Below are 19,639 nucleotides of genomic sequence, written 5' to 3'. Positions count from 1 at the left end.
CCCAAGGGGCCGGCCTTCTGCTCATCCACCCTTACAAACTAGGGAAGGCAAACTGCGACGCTTCATGGCTGGCACGCTGCGGCCAACGCTGGGTGATCGCCTTGCGACGGGTATAGAAACGCACCCCGTCCGGCCCATAGGCGTGCAAGTCGCCAAACAGCGAACGCTTCCAGCCGCCAAAGCTGTGATAAGCCACCGGCACCGGCAATGGCACGTTAACCCCCACCATGCCCACTTCAATTTCGTCACAGAACAGACGCGCCGCCTCACCGTCACGGGTGAAGATGCAGGTACCGTTGCCATATTCATGGTCGTTGATCAGTTGCATCGCCGCTTCCAGGCTGTTCACCCGGACGACGCACAGCACTGGGCCAAAGATCTCTTCTTTATAGATGCGCATCTCGGGCGTCACGCGATCAAACAGGCAGCCACCCAGGAAGAACCCGTCTTCATTCCCAGCAACGCTCAGGCCACGCCCATCGACCACCAGCTCAGCGCCCGAAGACACACCATCTTCTATATAGCCGCTGACCTTGTCCCGCGCCTGCGCAGAGACCAGTGGCCCCATGTCCAAGCCACAGGAAGTACCTGCACCAATCTTCAGTGCCTTGACCTGCGGTACCAGCTTGGCAATCAATGCATCCGCCACCTGGTCACCCACACAGACCGCCACCGAGATCGCCATGCAACGCTCGCCGCAGGAGCCATAGGCGGCACCCATCAAGGCGCTCACGGCGTTATCCAGATCCGCATCCGGCATCAGCACCGCATGGTTCTTCGCCCCGCCCAGCGCCTGTACGCGCTTGCCGCGCTTGGTCGCTTCGGAATAGATGTACTCGGCAATCGGCGTCGAGCCCACAAAACTCAAGGCCTTGACCTCAGGCGCCTCGATCAGCGCATCCACCGCGCCCTTGTCGCCATGGACCACACTCAACACACCTTTGGGCAAACCGGCTTCCTGCAACAGTTGGGCAATCAGCAGCGTCGAGCTTGGATCGCGCTCCGATGGCTTGAGGATGAAGCAGTTACCGCAGACGATCGCCAATGGATACATCCACAGCGGCACCATGGCCGGGAAGTTGAACGGCGTAATACCGGCCACCACGCCCAGCGGCTGGAAGTCGGACCAGGCATCAATGTTCGGGCCGACGTTACGACTGTACTCGCCCTTGAGGATCTCCGGCGCCGAACACGCGTACTCGACGTTCTCGATCCCGCGCTTCAACTCACCGGCAGCATCTTCCAGGGTCTTGCCATGTTCTTCGCTGATCAACTGCGAGATACGGGCTTCGTTCTGCTCCAGCAATTGCTTGAAACGAAACATCACCTGGGCGCGCTTGGCCGGCGGCGTATTGCGCCAGGCCGGGAATGCAGCCTTGGCCGAGTCGATAGCCTGTTGAATGGTTTCACGGCTGGCCAATGGCACCTGGTGAATCACCTGGCCAGTAGAAGGGTTGTAAACGTCGGCGCTGCGACCGCTGTCGTTGACCAGTTCGCCGTTGATCAAATGCTGGATAAGGCTCATGCAAGGCTCCTGAAAAGTTGTCCACAGGCGCGACACGCGTCGCGCCAGGCTGTTGTTCTATATAGAAGGAGAAATCAGTCGATCTTGTTCAGCACTTCGCCGACGGCATCGAACAAGCGATCCAGGTCCTGCGGCTTGCTGTTGAAGGTTGGGCCGAACTGCAGGGTGTCGCCGCCAAAGCGCACATAGAACCCGGCCTTCCACAACGCCATGCCCGCTTCGAATGGACGCACGATGGCATCCCCATCACGCGGGGCGATCTGGATCGCACCGGCCAGGCCGTAGTTACGGATGTCGATCACGTTCTTGCTGCCCTTGAGGCCATGCAGCGCATTCTCAAAGTGCGGTGCGACTTCGGCCACGCTCTGCACCAGGTTTTCCTTCTGCAGCAGATCCAATGCCGCCAGCCCGGCCGCGCAGGCTACCGGGTGGGCCGAGTAGGTGTAGCCGTGTGGGAATTCCACCGCGTACTCAGGCGTCGCCTGGTTCATGAAGGTCTGATAGATCTCGCTGCTGGCAATCACTGCCCCCATCGGAATCGCACCGTTGGTGACCTGCTTGGCGATGCACATCAGGTCCGGCGTCACACCGAAGCTATCTGCACCGAACATCGAGCCGGTACGACCAAAGCCGGTGATCACTTCGTCGAACACCAGCAGGATATTGTGCTGGTCACAGATCTCACGTAGCCGCTTGAGGTAGCCCTGCGGCGGTACGAGCACCCCGGCCGAGCCTGCCATCGGCTCAACGAACACCGCAGCAATGTTCGACGCATCATGCAACTCGATCAGCTTGAGCAACTCGTCAGCCAGGGCAATACCACCCAGCTCCGGCATGCCGCGGGAGAAGGCATTGCTCGCCAGCAGCGTGTGGGGCAGGTGATCGACATCCATCATCGCCTGGCCAAAAATCTTCCGGTTGCCGTTGACGCCACCCAGGCTGGTACCGGCGATGTTCACCCCGTGATAACCACGGGCACGCCCGATCATCTTGGTCTTGGTCGCCTGGCCCTTTAGGCGCCAGTACGCACGCACCATCTTCACTGCTGTATCGGCGCACTCGGAACCGGAGTCGGTGAAGAACACATGGTTCAGATTGCCGGGGGTCAGATCGGTGATCTTTTCTGCCAACTGGAAGGACAAAGGATGGCCGTATTGGAAGCCCGGCGAGTAATCCAGGGTGCCAAGTTGTTTGGCGACGGCTTCCTGGATTTCCTTGCGGGTGTGCCCCGCGCCGCAGGTCCACAGGCCCGACAACGAGTCGTACACCCGACGCCCCTTGTCATCGATCAACCAACTGCCTTCGGCCCCCACGATCAGACGCGGGTCGCGCTGGAAGTTGCGGTTGGCGGTGTAAGGCATCCAGTGGGCATCCAGCTTCAGCTGGCTGGCCAGAGTGGATGGGGCGTTTTCGGGCATGTTCATCAGCAAAACCTCGCAGGGCAAAAGGCAGCGTCGGGATTGAAAAGCGTTGTTGCAGCTAAATTGCCACGGGGATAAAGTCTGGGAAATGCAACTCTTCTAACCTTCAGTCAGGCTTTTACTAAACTATGAGCAGCCGCCGACCCGACCCGCTGGCCCAAGTGAGCGACTTCGATATCCGCCTGTTGCGCATCTTCCGCAGCGTGGTGGAGTGCGGAGGCTTCTCGGCGGCGGAAACCGTGCTGGGCATTGGTCGCTCTGCGATCAGCCAGCAAATGAGCGATCTCGAGCAGCGCCTGGGCCTGCGTCTGTGCCAACGCGGGCGCGCCGGTTTCTCCCTGACGGAAGAAGGCCGGGAGGTCTACCAATCGGCCCTGCAACTGTTAAGTGCGCTGGAAAGTTTCCGCACCGAGGTCAACGGCCTGCACCAACACCTGCGCGGCGAACTGATCATCGGCCTGACCGATAACCTGGTGACCCTGCCCCATATGCGCATCACCCATGCACTGGCGCAGTTGAAAGAGCGCGGCCCCGACGTGCAAATCCAGATCCGCATGATCGCCCCCAATGAAGTTGAGCAAGGCGTGCTCGACGGGCGCCTGCATGTCGGCGTGGTCCCCCAGGCCAGCGCCCTGTCGGGCCTGGAATACCAACCCCTGTACAGCGAGCGTTCGCTGCTCTACTGCGCGGTGGGCCACCCGCTGTTTTACGCCGACGACAAACAATTGGACGATCAACGCATCAACAGCCAGGACGCCATCGCACCGACCTTCCGCCTGCCCGCCGATATCCAGGCCCATTATCAGGCGCTCAACTGCACCGCCAGCGCGTCCGACCGCGAAGGCATGGCCTTCCTGATCCTTACCGGGCGCTATATCGGCTACCTGCCCGATCACTACGCCAGTCTGTGGGTGCAACAAGGCCGACTGCGTGCGCTGAAACCGCCTACACGCTTTTACGATTTAAGCCTGGCTTCGGTCACGCGCAAAGGCCGTCGCCCTCATTTGGTGCTGGAAAGCTTCCTCGAAAGCCTGGCCGCGACCCGCTGATACGGGCTCCACACAAAACCTGAGCAAGTGGACAGCTTTTTGCAAGGCACAGGGACCATGAACCGTCAGCCCTGAGTCCACATGCCATGCCACCAGAATCCTCCAGCGCCAGCAACTTGATCTACGGTCTCAACGACCGCCCCAAACCACTGCCCGCCTTGCTCGCGGCACTGCAACATGTGCTCGCCAGCTTCGTCGGCATCATCACCCCGCCACTGATCATCGGCTCCACCCTGGGCCTGGCCGCCCACCTGCCCTACCTGATCAGCATGGCGTTGATGGTTTCCGGTGTCGGCACCTTCATCCAGGCGCGTAGGCCGTTTGGAATTGGCGCGGGGATGATCTGCCTGCAAGGCACCAGCTTTGCCTTTCTCGGCGCAGTCTTGTCAGCGGGTTTCCTGGTCAAGCAGCGCGGCGGCAGCCCGGACGACATCCTGGCGATGATTTTCGGCGTGTGCTTTTTCGGCGCGCTGGTGCAGATCGTGCTGAGCCGTTTTATCGGCCAATTGCGCCGGGTCATCACGCCGCTGGTGACCGGCATTGTGATTACTCTGATTGGCATCAGCCTGATCAAAGTGGGCATCACCGACCTGGGCGGCGGCTTCAATGCCCCGGACTTTGGCGCGCCGACCAACCTGGCCCTGGGCCTGTTCGTGGTGCTGACGATTATCCTGCTCAACCGTTCGGATACCCCGTGGGTACGCCTTAGCGCGATCATCATCGGCCTGGTACTGGGCAGCCTCGCTGCATGGTTCAGCGGCAAACTGGTACCCCAGCCCCTGCCCGACCTGCCCTTGATCAGCCTGCCGACACCGTTCCGTTTTGGTTTCAACTTCGACTGGAGCGCCTTCCTGCCGGTCGCGCTGATTTATCTGATCAGCAGCATCGAAACCGTGGGCGACCTCACCGCCAACTGCATGATCGCCCGCCAACCCATCAGCGGCCCTTCCTATATAAGCCGGCTCAAGGGCGGTGTGCTCGGGGATGGCGTCAGCTGCATGATCGCCGCCACCTTCAGCGCCTTTCCCAACACCACCTTCGCCCAGAACAACGGGGTGATTCAGTTGACCGGCGTCGCCAGCCGCTATGTGGGGCTGTACATCGGCGTGGTGCTGTTTTGTCTCGGGCTGTTTCCGCTGATTGGCGCGGTACTGCAGCAAATCCCCAAGCCGGTGCTCGGCGGCGCGACCCTGGTGATGTTCGGCAGTGTGGCCGCCGCTGGCGTGCGCATCCTGGCCCAGGCCCCGCTGGACCGACGCAGCATGCTGATCATCGCCACCTCGTTTGGGGTCGGCCTGGGCATCGCCGCGCAACCGAATTTGTTGCACCTGATGCCAACCCTGGTGCAAAACCTGTTCGACTCGGCCATCACCAGCGGCGGGCTGACGGCAATTGTGCTGTGCCTGATCCTGCCGGAATCCAAGGCCGAAACGCGCGCCGCAAATCCACTCGTGGAAAACGACACACTGGAACCGCTTTGACGCTTTTATCGTATCGGGACTTGTCTGAGGCTTGAGGGTGGGTTATCTGTGCAGCAATCGCATTCATCGATCTGCACGGAAACCTCCATGAGCCTCGAAGTTCCTGCCCACAACAGCCACGCCGGAAAACCCGCCAGCCGCATTCGACAAAAGAACGAACAAGCGATCATCCAGGCCGCCGAAGACGAATTCGCCCGGCACGGCTACAAAGGCACCAGCATGAACACCATCGCCGCGAGTGCCGGGCTGCCGAAGGCCAACCTGCATTATTACTTCACCAATAAGCTGGGGCTGTACATCGCGGTGCTGAGCAATATCCTCGAACTGTGGGACAGCACCTTCAACACCCTCACCGCCGAGGATGATCCCGCCGAGGCGCTGACCCGCTATATCCGCACCAAGATGGAATACTCGCGACGCCAACCACAGGCCTCGCGGATTTTCGCCATGGAGATCATCAGCGGCGGCGAATGCCTTACCGAATATTTCAGCCAGGACTACCGCACCTGGTTCAGCGGCCGGGCCGCGGTCTTCCAGGCCTGGATCGATGCCGGCAAGATGGACCCCGTGGATCCGGTACACTTGATCTTCCTGCTGTGGGGCAGCACCCAGCATTACGCCGACTTCGCGACCCAGATCTGCCGCGTGACCGGCCGCACCAAGCTGACCAAGCAGGACATGGAAGACGCTGGCACCAACCTCATCCACATTATTCTCAAGGGCTGTGGCATCAAGCCGGCCCTCTGAACGAAGCGACCCGATGCCTTTCACCCTTACGGGCTTTTGTGAATTTCGCGAAGAAATCCGCAAAAGCCGCTTCATCACCTTTGCTGCACCGATTACCAGCCCGCAAGACGCCCAGGCGTTTATCGAGCAGCACAGCGACCTCAATGCCACGCATAACTGCTGGGCCTGGAAACTGGGCGGGCAATACCGCAGCAACGATGACGGCGAACCCGGCGGCACCGCCGGACGCCCGATCCTGGCCGCCATCGAGGCCCAGGGGTTTGACCAGGTCGTGGTGCTGGTGGTCCGCTGGTACGGCGGCATCCAACTGGGCACCGGTGGCCTGGCCCGCGCGTATGGGGGCGGCGCCAATAAATGCCTGCAAAACGCCGAACGGGTCGAGTTGATCAGCCGCGTGCCCTTGAGCTGTGCCTGTGGTTTTGCTGAGTTGCCGCTGGTAAAGCTGCGTGTCGCCGAACTGGGTGGCCTGGTCCTGGAAGAAACCTTCACCGCCAACGGCGTGGAGTTGCAACTGGCACTCGGCGAAGCCCATATCGACACCCTGCAATCGCAGTTGGCCGACCTGAGCCGTGGGCGAATCCTGCTGCAACGTTGAACCTGATAATGTTGTTCACTGAACCTCGACGCCAAAGGAAGCCTTCATGTCTACGCCAAAAACCGCATTGATCATCGGCGCCTCGCGCGGGCTGGGCCTGGGCCTGGTCAAGCAATTGCTCCTGGACGGCTGGGATGTGACCGCCACCGTGCGTGACCCAAGCAAGGCCGATGCCCTGAAAGCTGTGGGCCCGGTCCAGATCGAGAAACTCGACATGGACGACCAGCAGGCCGTGATCGCCCTGAGCCAGCGCCTCAAGGACCGCACCTTCGACCTGCTGTTCGTCAACGCCGGCGTCAAGGGCCCGGCCATCCAGACCCCAGGCCACGCGACCCAGGCCGAAGTCGGCCAACTGTTTTTCACCAACGCCGTGGCGCCGATCAACCTGGCCCAACGCTTTGCCCCGCAGATCCGCCAAGGCAGTGGCGTACTGGCGTTCATGAGTTCGGTACTGGGCAGCGTGACCATGCCCGATGCGCCGGACCTGGCGCTGTACAAGGCGAGCAAGGCCGCGCTGAACTCCATGACCAACAGCTTTGTAACGCAATTGGGCGAGCAGAAGTTGACCGTACTGTCACTGCACCCGGGGTGGGTCAAGACCGATATGGGCGGCGAAGGTGCCGACCTGGATGTGGAGACCAGCGTGCGCGGCCTGATTGCCCAAGTGAACGCCTACACCGGCAAGGGCGGCCATCACTTCGTCAACTACAAGGGCCAGACCATTCCCTGGTAAGACTGTAGCGATGTTGTGGCGAGCGGGCTTGCCCCGCGCTGGGCTGCGCAGCAGCCCCAATAAGCTCACCCTATTTTTTCAGACACACCTCGGCGCCAGGTTTCAGGGCTGCTACGCAGCCCAGCGCGGGGCAAGCCCGCTCGCCACGAAAAGCCGGCTTACCACAACAGACTCACTCGCCACCACCGATGAGCGGTGGATAGACCCCACCGCTCACTCCACGTAGACTTCCCTCCTCGCCCTTACCGGCGACCCTGGATCAGCAGACAGGGCAACACTGAGCTGGCAAACCTGAACCCATCATTCAGAGGAGCCGGCCAATGCCTGCGACCCGTATCTGGTTAAAAAACCCTCTCGCGATCTTCACCGCCAATGCCCTCGATGCCCGTGGCGGCCTGGTGCTGCAAGACGGCGTGATCGTCGAAGTGCTCGCCCTCGGCCAACAACCGAGCATGGCCTGCGAACAAACCTTCGACGCCCGCGAGCATGTGATCCTTCCCGGCCTGATCAACACCCACCATCACTTCTACCAAACCCTGACCCGCGCCTGGGCGCCGGTGGTCAACCAGCCGTTGTTCCCCTGGCTGAAAACCCTGTACCCGGTGTGGGCGCGCCTGACCCCGGAAAAACTCGCGCTGGCCAGCAAGGTCGCCCTGGCAGAATTACTGCTCTCGGGCTGCACCACCGCCGCCGACCACCACTACCTGTTCCCCGACGGCCTGGAAAATGCGATCGACGTGCAAGTCGACAGCGTGCGCGAACTGGGCATGCGCGCCATGCTCACGCGCGGTTCCATGAGCCTGGGCGAAGCCGATGGTGGGCTGCCACCGCAGCAGACCGTGCAGCAGGGTGAAGTGATCCTCGAAGACAGCCAGCGCCTGATCAAGCGCTACCACGAGCGCGGCGACGGCGCGCAAATCCAGATCGCCCTGGCGCCCTGCTCGCCGTTCTCGGTCACCCCCGAAATCATGAGCGCCAGCGCTGAACTGGCCAACCAGCTCGACGTACGCCTGCACACCCACTTGGCCGAAACCCTCGACGAAGAAGACTTCTGCCTGCAACGCTTCGGCTTGCGCACCGTGGACTACCTCGACAGCGTCGGCTGGCTCGGCCCACGTACCTGGCTGGCCCATGGCATTCACTTCAACCCCGATGAAATCGCCCGCCTGGGCGCGGCCGGCACCGGGATTTGCCACTGCCCAAGCTCCAACATGCGTCTGGCCTCCGGCACCTGCCCGACCCTGGACCTGATCGCCGCCGGCGCGCCGATTGGCCTGGGCGTCGACGGTTCAGCCTCCAACGATGCGTCCAATATGATCCTCGAAGCACGCCAGGCCCTGTATATCCAGCGCCTGCGCTACGGGGCGGAAAAAATCACCCCTGAAGGCGTGCTGGGCTGGGCCACCAAAGGCTCTGCGCAACTGCTCGGCCGTAGCGACATCGGCGAGTTGGCCGTAGGCAAACAAGCTGACCTGGCGCTGTTCAAGCTTGATGAGCTGCGCTTCTCCGGCAGCCACGATCCTGTTTCGGCGCTGCTGTTGTGCGGCGCCGACCGCGCGGACCGGGTGATGGTGGGCGGCAAGTGGCGGGTGATCGACGGGCAGATCGAGGGCATGGACCTCAAGGGCCTGATCGCCGATCACAGCCAGGCGGCGCGGCAGTTGATTGCCGGCTAGCTACACACCCAGCAGCGACAACATGATAAAGGTCGCAAACAGCACAAAGTGGGTCATCCCTTCGATGGCGTTGGTTTCGCCATCGTTGAGGTTGATCGCGCTGACAATCAGCGTGATAAACACCATCACTGTTTGCACCGGTGTCATCGCCATCTGAAACGGCTGGCCGGTGTACAGCGCCATCGCTTCCATCACCGGCACAGTCAAGATCACCGTCGACAACGAAGCCCCCAGCGCGATGTTGACCACCGACTGCATACGGTTGGCCAACGCTGCACGCAACGCGGTCAGTATCTCCGGCGCGGCAGAAATCGCTGCCACCAGGATCGCCGTGATCACCGGCGGCGCACCCGTGCCCTCCAGGCCAAGGTCCAGGGTCTTGGACATCACTTCGGCCAATGCGCCAATCACCACCACGCCAAACACCAGGGTTGCGATGGAGAATGTCAGGTTGACCGGCGACGCCTGTTCCTCCGGCAGCGGCTTACGGCGTTTTTCCGGATAGCTGTAGCTGAAGAAGTAACTGTGTGGCCCCACCTGCATGCGCAGGAACAAGGCATACAGCACCACCATCGCGCCAATGGTGAAGGCCGAGTAGATTTTCCAGTCGGCCTCGGGGATGAATTCCGGCACCACCATGGACACACCCATGGCGGTCAGGATCATCACGCTGTAGGTCCGCGCCGAATCATCGTTGTAGGACTGCTCGCCATGCTTGATGCCGCCCATCAGCGCGGCCAGGCCGAGGATGCCGTTGATATCCAGCATCACCGCCGAATAAATCGTGTCGCGCACCAGGGTCGGCGACGCCTCGTTGCTCATCATGATCGCCAGGATCACCACTTCCACCAGCACTGCCGCGAGGGTCAGGATCATCGTGCCGTAGGGGTCGCCCACCTTTTCGGCGAGCAGTTCGGCGTGATGGGCCACGCGCATCGAAGCCATGACAATAAAGCCGATCAGCACCAGGCCACCGAGCAGCGCCGTGGCCTGCCCACTGTGCAGCAGCCAGTGTTCCAGCGGGTAGGCCGCGATGGCGGCGATCAGCGCCAGCCACATGAATTTTTCTTGCTTGAGGGATGTGAGCATTGCGGGCCTTTTCGAGCGGCGATTCAGTCATTGATGGGGTACAGACTGCAGCGAATCGCTAACGTTTCGTTACACCTTAGTTCATTCACCCACTGGCACAGGCACGAAGAATGCTTACCGCTCGGTCAGGTTTTACCGATTATTTGCGCCCTGGCCTGTAGAATGTCGCCATTGCACCTGATGAGAACGCACACATGTACGACTGGCTAAACGCCCTGCCCAAGGCTGAACTGCACCTGCACCTGGAGGGTTCGCTGGAGCCCGAGCTGCTGTTCAGCCTGGCCGAACGCAACAAGATCGCGCTGCCGTGGAACGACGTCGAGACCCTGCGCAAGGCCTACGCCTTCAACAACCTGCAGGAGTTTCTCGACCTCTATTACAAGGGCGCCGATGTATTGCGCACGTCCCAGGACTTCTACGACCTGACCTGGGCCTACCTGCTGCGTTGCAAGGCGCAGAACGTGATTCATACCGAGCCGTTCTTCGACCCGCAGACCCACACCGACCGTGGCATCCCTTTTGAAGTAGTGCTCAATGGCATCGCCAGCGCGCTCAAAGATGGCGAGCAGCAACTGGGTATCACCAGCGGCCTGATTCTCAGCTTCCTGCGCCACCTGAGCGAAGAAGAAGCGCAAAAAACCCTAGACCAGGCGCTGCCGTTCCGTGATGCGTTTGTCGCCGTGGGCCTGGACAGCTCGGAAATGGGCCACCCACCGAGCAAGTTCCAGCGCGTGTTCGATCGCGCCCGTGGCGAAGGTTTCCTGACCGTCGCCCATGCTGGCGAAGAAGGCCCGCCGGAATACATCTGGGAAGCCCTCGACCTGCTGAAAATCCAGCGTATCGACCATGGCGTGCGCGCCATCGAAGACGAGCGCCTGATGCAGCGGATCATCGACGAGCAGATCCCCCTGACCGTGTGCCCGCTGTCCAATACCAAGCTGTGTGTATTCGACGACATGGCCCAGCACAACATCCTCGACATGCTCGAACGTGGGGTGAAGGTCACGGTGAACTCCGATGACCCGGCTTACTTTGGCGGGTATGTCACCGAAAACTTCCACGCGCTGCACACCTCCCTGGGCATGACCCAGGACCAGGCTAGCCGCCTGGCGCAAAACAGCCTGGATGCACGCCTGGTCAAGCCCTGACCCCTCCCTGTAGGAGCGAGCTTGCTCGCGAAGGACGCCAACGATAAAGCGTACATCCTGGATGAACGCGGCGCCTTTGAATTGTTCGCGGGCAAGCCCGCTCCTACACAGCTGCCATCCGGGCAATTTCCAGGCGCCCGGTCTCGGTAACCTGCAGTGCGCTCGACTCACTGATCGCCTGCAACCAGCGCGACTGCATGAACAACTGCAACAACCCTGCCCCCAACGCCCCCCCCAGGTGCGGCTGCTGTTCGCTCCAGTCATAACAATCGCAAGCCATCGTCGCGTAACTCTGGTGGGCCAGGGCCTGGGTAAAAATGCCATGCTCGGCCAAATGGCGTGCGCCCAAGGGGGTCACGTGGATCCGCTGCTCGAAGCGTTCAATCCACTTCGCCAACACCATGCGTTGATAAAGTGCCGCGGCCATTTCCCCGCCCAGGTGGTCATGGCAGAGCCGTGCCTGACGCAACAACGCCGGCGCCAGCAATACCGCGACCGACCGGCTGGGCGCACTGCGCGCCACACTGGCCATTGTGGTACTGGCCAATGCATCGACGGCTGCGGCCACATCCGCCGCCGCCATGCGGAAGAAACGCTTGCGCCCCCGGGCTTCGATACGCAGCAACCCGCCCGCCGCCAACCGCGCCAAATGCGCATTGGCCGATGACGCTGACAACCCGGCCAGCATCGCCAGTTCCTCGGACGGCTTGGCCGAACCGTCCATCAACGCCCAGATCATTGCAGTGCGCTTGGGGTCTGCCAGCAAGGTGGCGATCTGGCTGATGCAAGGTGCCTGTTCCATGTACTCACTCCCTGTTGAATCGTTGGTCTGCTCCATTTCGCGCAAAAGTATAAGTGTGTGGGCAGCAGATTCCGTGGCGTCCTACCGCCAAATCAGCGACAGCAGCTGCCTGAAATTTCCTGAAATTCCTGAGGTTATTGCGTAGTTCCCCTGCGTTCGGGCAATTGCGCGCTCAACTTCCCACAACGTGCCACAAGCATTTCTCGTAAGAGGTTGACCGGTTTACTCAATTGCGCACGATGGGCACACAGCAGATTGAGCGGTGTGCGTTCACCCTGCAGCTCGGGCAAGAGCAACTGCAGGCGACCAGCCAGTACATCGGCGCTGACATCCAGCCAGGACTTGTAGGCAATGCCCACCCCGGCCACGGCCCAGCGCCGCACCACATCCGCATCGTCACTGAAACGGTCACCGCTGACAGTCAGGCTGATTTCCCGTTTGGCGTCCTGAAACCGCCAATGGTCGTGCACCCGGCTGCCGAGCATATAGAGCAGGCAATTGTGCTGGGCCAGTTCTTCCAGATGGCGCGGCTCGCCATGCCGGGCCAAGTAGCCGGGCGCTGCGCACAGTACCCGACGATTGTCCGGCGCCACCGGCAACGCCACCAGGCTCGAATCCTCGGGTTCGCCGTAGCGCAAGGCTATATCCACCGGTTGGCGGAACAGGTCGGCGATCCGGTCGCCCAGCAGCAGGCGCACGCTCAATTGCGGGTGCTCGCGCTGAAACTCGTCCAACCACGGCAGCAACAGGTTCCGTCCGAAGTCCGAAGGCGCCGACAGCTGCAGGACGCCGCTGACATGATCCTGGCCGCTGGCCAGCAGGCGACGGCCTTCATCCAGTTGGCTCAAGGCACCCCGGGCGTACTCTAGAAAGCCTTCGCCCTCGGCGGTCAGGCGCAGGCTGCGGGTGGAACGTGCCAGCAAGCGCGCACCCAACTGTTGCTCAATGCGTTTCAACGCAGCACTGGCCACCGCCGCCGACATATCCATGACCCGTGCGGCAGCCGACAAGCTCCCCAAATCCGCCGCACGCACAAACAATTGCAAATCATCAAAACGCAGCATGAGCACCGCCCCAGGCAATTATCAAAAAAATATTGAAAGAGACTGCTCTTTTAGCGGGTTTTATCTGCAAGAGAAATAGCCAATGATCTACCCATCCCATTCCGTACACTCTGGAACTCGTCATGAAAGCCATCGCCTACTACGCCGCATTGCCGATCAACGACCCCAAGTCCCTGCAAGATGTGCAACTGCCTGAGCCGGTAGCCGGCCCGCGCGACCTGCTGGTGGAAGTCAAAGCCATCTCGGTCAACCCGGTCGATACCAAGATCCGCCAAAACGTCGCCCCGGAAAACGGCGCGGCCAAGGTACTGGGCTGGGACGTGGCTGGCGTGGTCAAGGCCGTGGGCAGCGACGTCACCCTATTCAAGGTCGGCGACAAGGTGTTTTACGCCGGCTCCCTGACACGCCCGGGCGGCAACAGCGAGTTGCATACTGTGGATGAGCGCATCGTCGGCCATATGCCCCAGAGCCTGGGTTTTGCTGAGGCGGCCGCCCTGCCATTGACGGCCATCACCGCCTGGGAGCTGCTGTTCGAGCGCCTGCAAATTGCTGAAGGCCAGACCGATCAAGGCCAGAGCCTGCTGATCGTCGGCGCTGCCGGTGGCGTGGGGTCGATCCTTACCCAGCTGGCTGCGCAACTCACCGCGCTCAAGGTGATCGGCAGTGCCTCGCGCCCGCAAACCCAGGCCTGGGCCAAGGACCTGGGGGCTGATCTGGTGGTCGACCACAGCCAGCCACTGAGCGAAGAACTCAAGCGCGCAGGCCACCCACAGGTGACCCATGTCGCCAGCCTGACCCAGACCGACCAGCATCTGGACCAGTTGGTCGAAGCCCTCGCGCCCCAGGGCAAACTGGCCTTGATCGATGATCCCAAGTCACTGGACGTGCTCAAGCTCAAGCGCAAGAGCCTCTCGCTGCACTGGGAGTTCATGTACACACGCTCGATGTTCGAGACCGCCGACATGATCGAGCAGCACAACCTGCTCAATCGGGTAGCCGAACTGATCGATGCCGGCACCCTGAAAACCACGGTGGGCGAACACTTCGGCCTGATCAACGCAGAGAACCTGCGCCGGGCCCATGCCCTGCTGGAAAGCGGCAAGGCCAAGGGCAAGATCGTGCTGGAAGGCTTCTAAGCCAAGGGCTCTGTCAGTACCGTCTGTTATCGCTGTAGGTAACGGACGGCACCGCTAGTCAGAGACTTGATCCTTGTCATATTTGTGAGCGTATTCGGGTTTATATTGGCCGCCTTTGCCACGCAATCTTTTACGTGAGGAAGTCAGCAATGAAGATCCTGATAAAAGCGTTAGCAAAATCCCAAGGCAACAAATGGCAGGTCCGCCTGGACCACGACGCCTTTACCTTCCGCACTGAAGCCGAGGCCCGCGCCTTCGCCAACACCCTGCAAAACCGCATCCAGGCGCCCCACCGCTTTCCCGAAAGCCAGCAGCGCGCTACTGGCTGAAAACGCCGTCAGACCTGCGCTTGCAAGGCTCGCTGCCGTTGCAGGCGCTGGGTCAACATGGCCACCACTACCGCCAACACCCCGCACAAGCTGATGACGATCGACATCGGCATGGCTGTGCCGTCGTGCAATGCGCCGACCAACGACGCTGCACCCGCGGCCACGCCAAACTGGATGCAGCCCAGCAGTGCCGACGCGCTGCCGGCCCGTGCGCCCTGGCCGTTCATGGCGCACGCCGAAGTGTTGGGCATGATGCAACCCAGGCTGGCAATACACAGGAACAGCGGCACCAGCAGCGGCCACAATGCTTCGGTATGCAAGGCACTGACCGCCAGCAACGCCAACGCCGCTGCGAGGTAGACCCACACCGTGCGGGTCAGCAGAAACGCCGGGCCGCGCTTGGACAGCAGCCGCGCGTTGACCTGGGCCACCAGGATAAAGCCCGCGGCATTGGTGCCGAACAGCCAACCGTAGTGCTCGGCCGGCACGCCATACAGCTTGATAAAGATGAAAGGTGAACCGGCGATGTAGGCAAACATCCCGCCAATTGCGATACCGCCAGTCACGGCATACCCCAGGTATACCCGATCAGCCAGCAGCCGCCCGTATTGGCGCAACGCCCCGGACAGTGGCTGCCGAGGCTGATGGGCCGGAAAACTTTCCGGCAAGCCGACAGCCACCGCCACCCCGGCGCCGACACTGAATACCGTCAACGCGAGGAAGATCGACTGCCAGCCCCACAGGTTGACCATCACCCCACCGAGCATCGGCGCCAGGATCGGTGCCAGCCCGACCACCAGCATCAATTGCGAAAAAACCTTGGCCGAGCCCACCGCATCGCACTTGTCGCTGACCACCGCCCGGGAAATCACCATGCCCGCACACCCGCCCAGGGCCTGGACGAAGCGCGCACCGATCAGCCATTCCAGGGACGGCGCATAGGCGCACGCCAGGGAAGCCACGGTGAACAAAGTGACACCGCTCAACAGCGGGATACGCCGGCCAAAACGATCCGCCAGCGGCCCATAGATCAACTGACCGATCGCCAGGCCCGTGAAGTACACCGCCAGGGTCAGTTGGATATGTTTTTCGTCAGTGCCGAATGCCACGGCCATGGCCGGGAAGCCCGGCAGGTAAAAGTCGATGGCCAGCGGCGCAAATGCGCTCAAGGCCCCCAGAATAAGGATTATGCGAAGGTTCATCAGGCACCCGGTAGAGTCGGCAGCCCGACAGTCTAGCCGCGCTTGAGTGCCTTGAACATTACGTTAGCTCGCTACCTATTAAATAATCAGGCGAGCTTGGCGCTGTAGCCTTCTTCGCTGATCAGGCTGATCACTTCGTCCGGCGATAAACGACTTTCAACGCCGACTTCCTTGGCGGCCAGATTCACATTCACACTGGCCGCCGGGTCCTTGGCCTGTACCGCTTGGGTCACGGCCCGAACGCAGTGGCCGCAGGTCATTCCTTCAACGCTGAATATTTGCATGACATGACTCCTTGAGTGAGGTTGCACCCAGTCTCATCCTTGCCACGATGGCAAGGTCAAGCGCTGAAAACAACCGCCGGGCTGGTATTCCCCGGCGACGTCCGCCAAGCTGCAAGCATCAACGATCTAAACCGGAGAATTCACCATGCGCTGGTCGTTTTTTGGCCTTGCCAGTCTGCTGAGCCTGTTCGCCGCCGTTCCCCAGGCCAGCGCCGCCGAGGACTATGCGGTGCTGATCGTATCCAGGGAGCGCCTGGAAGTGCCCACCAACTGCGAGATTGGCCTGTACGTCAATGACCAGTTGGCCGGGCGGCTGTTCCAGGAGCAGGCCACCTCGTTCAACTTCCCGGAAGGCAAGGTCTCGCTGCGTCTCAAGCTGCTGCCGGGCCAGGCTCCAGGCTGCCTGCCGGGGCTATTGGCGCCCAAAGCCCAAGAGATCACGCTGAAAGCCGGCGACGTACGCAAGTTGCGCATTGCCCAGGGCGCGGACGGCATGTACCTCAAGGCCGCCAAGCTCGGTTACTGACCGTTTTTGTAGGAGCGAGCTTGCTCGCGAAGAACGACAACGATGACGCGTATTTACCGGGTAAATGCGGCGCTCTCCAGTTCTTCGCGAGCAAGCTCGCTCCTACAAAAAAACGGTATCAGGGCTTGCCGTGAATTAAGGGGCTTGACCTTCCCCTAAGGTCAAGCTTGATCCTACAGGCAACTTTTCCTGGAGGAACGCCCCATGAATGGATCCACCACCTTCGACCTGCCGATCAGCGGCATGACCTGCGCCAGTTGCGTGGGCCGGGTCGAGCGCGCCCTGAACAAGGTGCCCGGCGTGCAAAGCGTCAGCGTCAACCTGGCCAATGAACGGGCCCATGTCGAGGTGGCGGGCCAGATGGACCCTGCCGTGCTGATCGCCGCCGTGGAAAAAGCCGGCTACACCGCCACCCTGCCGCAAAGCGAAACCGCCACCCAAGCCAGCCAGGAACAGCGTCTGAAACGCGAACGCTGGTCGCTGGTGATGACCATTGCGTTGGCGTTGCCGCTGGTTTTGCCGATGCTGGTGCAGCCCTTCGGCCTGCACTGGATGCTGCCGGCCTGGGTGCAGTTCCTCCTCGCCACGCCGGTGCAGTTCATTTTCGGTGCGCGCTTCTATGTCGCCGCCTGGAAAGCCGTGCGCGCCGGCGCCGGCAATATGGACCTGCTGGTGGCCATCGGTACCAGCGCCGGGTATGGCCTGAGTATCTACCAGTGGCTAATCGCCCCGGCAGGGGTTGAACCCCATCTGTACTTCGAAGCCTCGGCGGTGGTGATTGCCCTGGTGCTGCTGGGCAAATACCTCGAAAGCCGCGCCAAACGCCAGACCGCCAGCGCCATCCGTGCCCTGGAGGCCTTGCGGCCGGAGCGGGCGATTCAGCTGATCGATGGCCGTGAGCAAGAGGTTGCCATCAGCGCCCTGCGCCTCAACGACCTGGTGCTGGTCAAGCCCGGCGAGCGCTTTCCGGTGGATGGCGAAGTGGTCGAAGGCCAAAGCCACGCCGATGAAGCCTTGATCACCGGTGAAAGCTTGCCGGTGCCGAAACAACCTGGGGATAAAGTCACCGGCGGCGCAATCAACGGTGAAGGCCGTTTGCTGGTACGCACCCTGGCCCTCGGTGCCGAGAGCGTGCTGGCGCGGATCATTCGCCTGGTCGAAGACGCCCAGGCGGCCAAGGCGCCGATCCAGAAACTGGTGGATAAAGTCAGCCAGGTGTTTGTGCCGACCGTGCTGGTGATCGCCCTCGCCACCCTGATTGGCTGGTGGTTGTACGGTGCACCGCTGGAAACGGCATTGATCAATGCGGTGGCGGTGCTGGTCATTGCCTGCCCTTGCGCACTGGGCCTGGCCACGCCAACGGCGATCATGGCCGGCACTGGCGTCGCGGCCCGCCACGGGATTCTGATCAAGGACGCTGAAGCACTGGAGCGCGCCCACGAAGTCAGCGCGGTGGTATTCGACAAGACCGGCACCCTCACCTCCGGCGCGCCGAAAATCGCCCACCTGAGGGCAGTGGATGGCAACGAAGCCTTGTTGCTGCAACAGGCCGGCGCCCTGCAACGCGGCAGCGAACACCCCTTGGCCAAGGCGGTGCTGGACGCCTGTAATGATCAAGGTTTGCCGGTTGCCGATGTGAGCGCCAGCCAATCCCTGACCGGACGCGGCATTGCCGGCACCCTGGACGGTCGGCAACTGGCCCTGGGCAATCGGCGCATGCTCGATGAAACCGGCTTGAAGCCAGGTGACCTGGCCGCCAATGCCAGCGCCTGGGAAGCCGAAGGCCGCACCTTGTCCTGGCTGATCGAGCAAAGCCCACAGCTTCGCGTACTGGGCCTGTTTGCCTTTGGCGACACGCTCAAGGAGGGTGCCCTGCAAGCCGTGCAACAGCTCAAGGCGCGGCATATCAGCAGCCATTTGCTGACCGGCGACAACCGCGGCAGCGCCCGCGTGGTGGCACAAGCGCTGGGCATCGATGATGTGCACGCCGAAGTATTGCCCGCCGATAAAGCCGCCACCGTCGCCGAGCTGAAAAAGACCGGCGTGGTGGCCATGGTCGGCGACGGCATCAACGATGCGCCGGCCTTGGCCGCAGCAGATATTGGCATTGCCATGGGCGGCGGCACCGACGTCGCCATGCACGCGGCCGGCATCACCTTGATGCGCGGCGATCCGCGCCTGGTGCCCGCGGCCCTGGAAATCAGCCGCAAGACCTACGCGAAAATTCGACAGAACCTGTTCTGGGCCTTTGTGTATAACTTGATCGGCATTCCGCTGGCCGTATTCGGCCTGCTCAACCCGGTATTGGCCGGCGCCGCCATGGCCCTGTCCAGCGTGAGCGTGGTCAGCAATGCGCTACTGTTGAAAACCTGGAAACCCAAGGATCTGGAGGATCACCGCCAATGAACATCGGCCAGGCAGCCCGGCAAAGCGGCTTGAGTGCGAAGATGATTCGCTATTACGAGTCGATCAACCTGCTCAAGCCGGCCCATCGCAGCAACAGCGGCTATCGCCTGTATAACGACGACGACCTGCACACCCTGGGCTTTATCAAACGCTCGCGAGACCTGGGGTTTTCCCTGGAGGAAGTCGGCAAGTTGCTGGAGTTGTGGCAGGACCGGCAACGGGCCAGTGCCGACGTGAAAGCGTTGGCTCGCCAGCATATCGAGGAGCTGGATCACAAGATCCGCGAACTGGGGCAGTTGCGCGATACGTTGCAGGACCTGGTGGAGCACTGCCAGGGCGATCACCGGCCCGATTGTCCGATTCTCAAGGAATTGGCGTCGGGCAGCTGTTGCGGATCCAACTGACTGAACGCAAAACCCAATGTGG

The 19,639-nt window shown here is 61.6% G+C and carries 19 protein-coding genes; 12 read left to right on the top strand and 7 right to left on the bottom strand.

Annotation, left to right across the window (positions count from 1 at the left end; genetic code table 11):
- Positions 1-31 precede the first annotated feature (31 nt).
- Positions 32-1,525 carry a CoA-acylating methylmalonate-semialdehyde dehydrogenase gene (locus tag C5F71_RS16290; protein ID WP_070994359.1) on the bottom strand — a complete coding sequence of 498 codons (1,494 nt, stop codon included), beginning with the start codon at positions 1,523-1,525 and terminating at the stop codon, positions 32-34.
- A gap of 74 nt (positions 1,526-1,599) precedes the next feature.
- A complete protein-coding gene (locus C5F71_RS16285) occupies positions 1,600-2,949 on the bottom strand; it encodes an aspartate aminotransferase family protein (protein ID WP_029297539.1) in 1,350 nt (449 codons plus the stop codon).
- A gap of 125 nt (positions 2,950-3,074) precedes the next feature.
- On the opposite strand from C5F71_RS16285, the gene C5F71_RS16280 reads away from it, so the two are divergent.
- The 6 genes from C5F71_RS16280 to C5F71_RS16250 all read left to right on the top strand — a co-directional run bounded on the left by C5F71_RS16280 (position 3,075) and on the right by C5F71_RS16250 (position 9,227).
- Positions 3,075-3,995 carry a LysR family transcriptional regulator gene (locus C5F71_RS16280; RefSeq protein ID WP_029297541.1) on the top strand — a complete coding sequence of 307 codons (921 nt, stop codon included), beginning with the start codon at positions 3,075-3,077 and terminating at the stop codon, positions 3,993-3,995.
- Between the two features lie 86 nt (positions 3,996-4,081).
- Positions 4,082-5,476, top strand: coding sequence for a uracil-xanthine permease family protein (locus C5F71_RS16275; protein WP_104911519.1), 1,395 nt, complete (start codon positions 4,082-4,084; stop codon positions 5,474-5,476).
- 87 nt (positions 5,477-5,563) lie between these two features.
- Positions 5,564-6,223 carry a TetR/AcrR family transcriptional regulator gene (locus tag C5F71_RS16270; RefSeq protein ID WP_104911518.1) on the top strand — a complete coding sequence of 220 codons (660 nt, stop codon included), beginning with the start codon at positions 5,564-5,566 and terminating at the stop codon, positions 6,221-6,223.
- A 13-nt stretch (positions 6,224-6,236) separates the two neighbouring features.
- Positions 6,237-6,818, top strand: a complete 582-nt coding sequence (locus tag C5F71_RS16265) for a YigZ family protein (protein WP_029297547.1) — start codon at positions 6,237-6,239, stop codon at positions 6,816-6,818.
- Between the two features lie 46 nt (positions 6,819-6,864).
- Entirely contained in the window at positions 6,865-7,551 is a 687-nt protein-coding gene (locus C5F71_RS16260; protein ID WP_029297549.1) for an SDR family oxidoreductase, read from the top strand.
- Between the two features lie 320 nt (positions 7,552-7,871).
- Complete coding sequence (locus C5F71_RS16250; protein ID WP_104911517.1) at positions 7,872-9,227, top strand: 8-oxoguanine deaminase; 1,356 nt, start codon at positions 7,872-7,874, stop codon at positions 9,225-9,227.
- On the opposite strand, the gene C5F71_RS16245 is transcribed toward C5F71_RS16250, so the two are convergent.
- Entirely contained in the window at positions 9,228-10,316 is a 1,089-nt protein-coding gene (locus tag C5F71_RS16245) for a calcium:proton antiporter (protein WP_029297553.1), read from the bottom strand.
- Between the two features lie 194 nt (positions 10,317-10,510).
- Here C5F71_RS16245 and C5F71_RS16240 point away from each other — a divergent pair, with 194 nt between their 5' ends.
- Positions 10,511-11,464 (top strand): adenosine deaminase, encoded by a 954-nt coding sequence (locus C5F71_RS16240; protein WP_029297554.1) that lies wholly within the window; start codon positions 10,511-10,513, stop codon positions 11,462-11,464.
- A 103-nt stretch (positions 11,465-11,567) separates the two neighbouring features.
- On the opposite strand, the gene C5F71_RS16235 is transcribed toward C5F71_RS16240, so the two are convergent.
- The gene (locus C5F71_RS16235) at positions 11,568-12,266 is read right to left on the bottom strand and encodes a helix-turn-helix transcriptional regulator (RefSeq protein WP_104911516.1); all 699 of its coding nucleotides are present in this window, start codon (positions 12,264-12,266) and stop codon (positions 11,568-11,570) included.
- A 134-nt stretch (positions 12,267-12,400) separates the two neighbouring features.
- Positions 12,401-13,330, bottom strand: coding sequence for a LysR family transcriptional regulator (locus C5F71_RS16230; protein WP_029297557.1), 930 nt, complete (start codon positions 13,328-13,330; stop codon positions 12,401-12,403).
- A 122-nt stretch (positions 13,331-13,452) separates the two neighbouring features.
- On the opposite strand from C5F71_RS16230, the gene C5F71_RS16225 reads away from it, so the two are divergent.
- Both C5F71_RS16225 and C5F71_RS16220 read left to right on the top strand, forming a co-directional pair.
- Complete coding sequence (locus tag C5F71_RS16225; protein ID WP_029297560.1) at positions 13,453-14,466, top strand: zinc-binding alcohol dehydrogenase family protein; 1,014 nt, start codon at positions 13,453-13,455, stop codon at positions 14,464-14,466.
- A 149-nt stretch (positions 14,467-14,615) separates the two neighbouring features.
- On the top strand, positions 14,616-14,795 hold the full coding sequence (locus tag C5F71_RS16220; RefSeq protein WP_029297561.1) for a hypothetical protein: 180 nt from the start codon (positions 14,616-14,618) through the stop codon (positions 14,793-14,795).
- A gap of 8 nt (positions 14,796-14,803) precedes the next feature.
- On the opposite strand, the gene C5F71_RS16215 is transcribed toward C5F71_RS16220, so the two are convergent.
- Together C5F71_RS16215 and C5F71_RS16210 are read right to left on the bottom strand one after the other, a co-directional pair.
- The gene (locus C5F71_RS16215) at positions 14,804-15,997 is read right to left on the bottom strand and encodes a multidrug effflux MFS transporter (RefSeq protein WP_104911515.1); all 1,194 of its coding nucleotides are present in this window, start codon (positions 15,995-15,997) and stop codon (positions 14,804-14,806) included.
- Between the two features lie 86 nt (positions 15,998-16,083).
- Positions 16,084-16,281 carry a heavy-metal-associated domain-containing protein gene (locus C5F71_RS16210; RefSeq protein ID WP_029297565.1) on the bottom strand — a complete coding sequence of 66 codons (198 nt, stop codon included), beginning with the start codon at positions 16,279-16,281 and terminating at the stop codon, positions 16,084-16,086.
- A 145-nt stretch (positions 16,282-16,426) separates the two neighbouring features.
- On the opposite strand from C5F71_RS16210, the gene C5F71_RS16205 reads away from it, so the two are divergent.
- From C5F71_RS16205 to cueR, 3 genes are all read left to right on the top strand, one after another.
- Positions 16,427-16,807 (top strand): hypothetical protein, encoded by a 381-nt coding sequence (locus C5F71_RS16205; RefSeq protein ID WP_029297567.1) that lies wholly within the window; start codon positions 16,427-16,429, stop codon positions 16,805-16,807.
- A 204-nt stretch (positions 16,808-17,011) separates the two neighbouring features.
- On the top strand, positions 17,012-19,213 hold the full coding sequence (locus C5F71_RS16200; protein WP_104911514.1) for a cation-translocating P-type ATPase: 2,202 nt from the start codon (positions 17,012-17,014) through the stop codon (positions 19,211-19,213).
- On the top strand, positions 19,210-19,617 hold the full coding sequence (gene cueR, locus C5F71_RS16195) for a Cu(I)-responsive transcriptional regulator (RefSeq protein ID WP_104911513.1): 408 nt from the start codon (positions 19,210-19,212) through the stop codon (positions 19,615-19,617). Before C5F71_RS16200 ends, cueR begins: the two co-directional genes overlap by 4 nt.
- Positions 19,618-19,639: the final 22 nt, after the last annotated feature.

It is taken from the genome of Pseudomonas sp. LG1D9, from assembly GCF_002949995.1.
GTDB lineage: Bacteria > Pseudomonadota > Gammaproteobacteria > Pseudomonadales > Pseudomonadaceae > Aquipseudomonas > Aquipseudomonas proteolytica.
The sequence above is the reverse complement of the archived record's forward strand: the minus strand, read 5'-3'. Positions and strand labels throughout refer to the sequence as shown.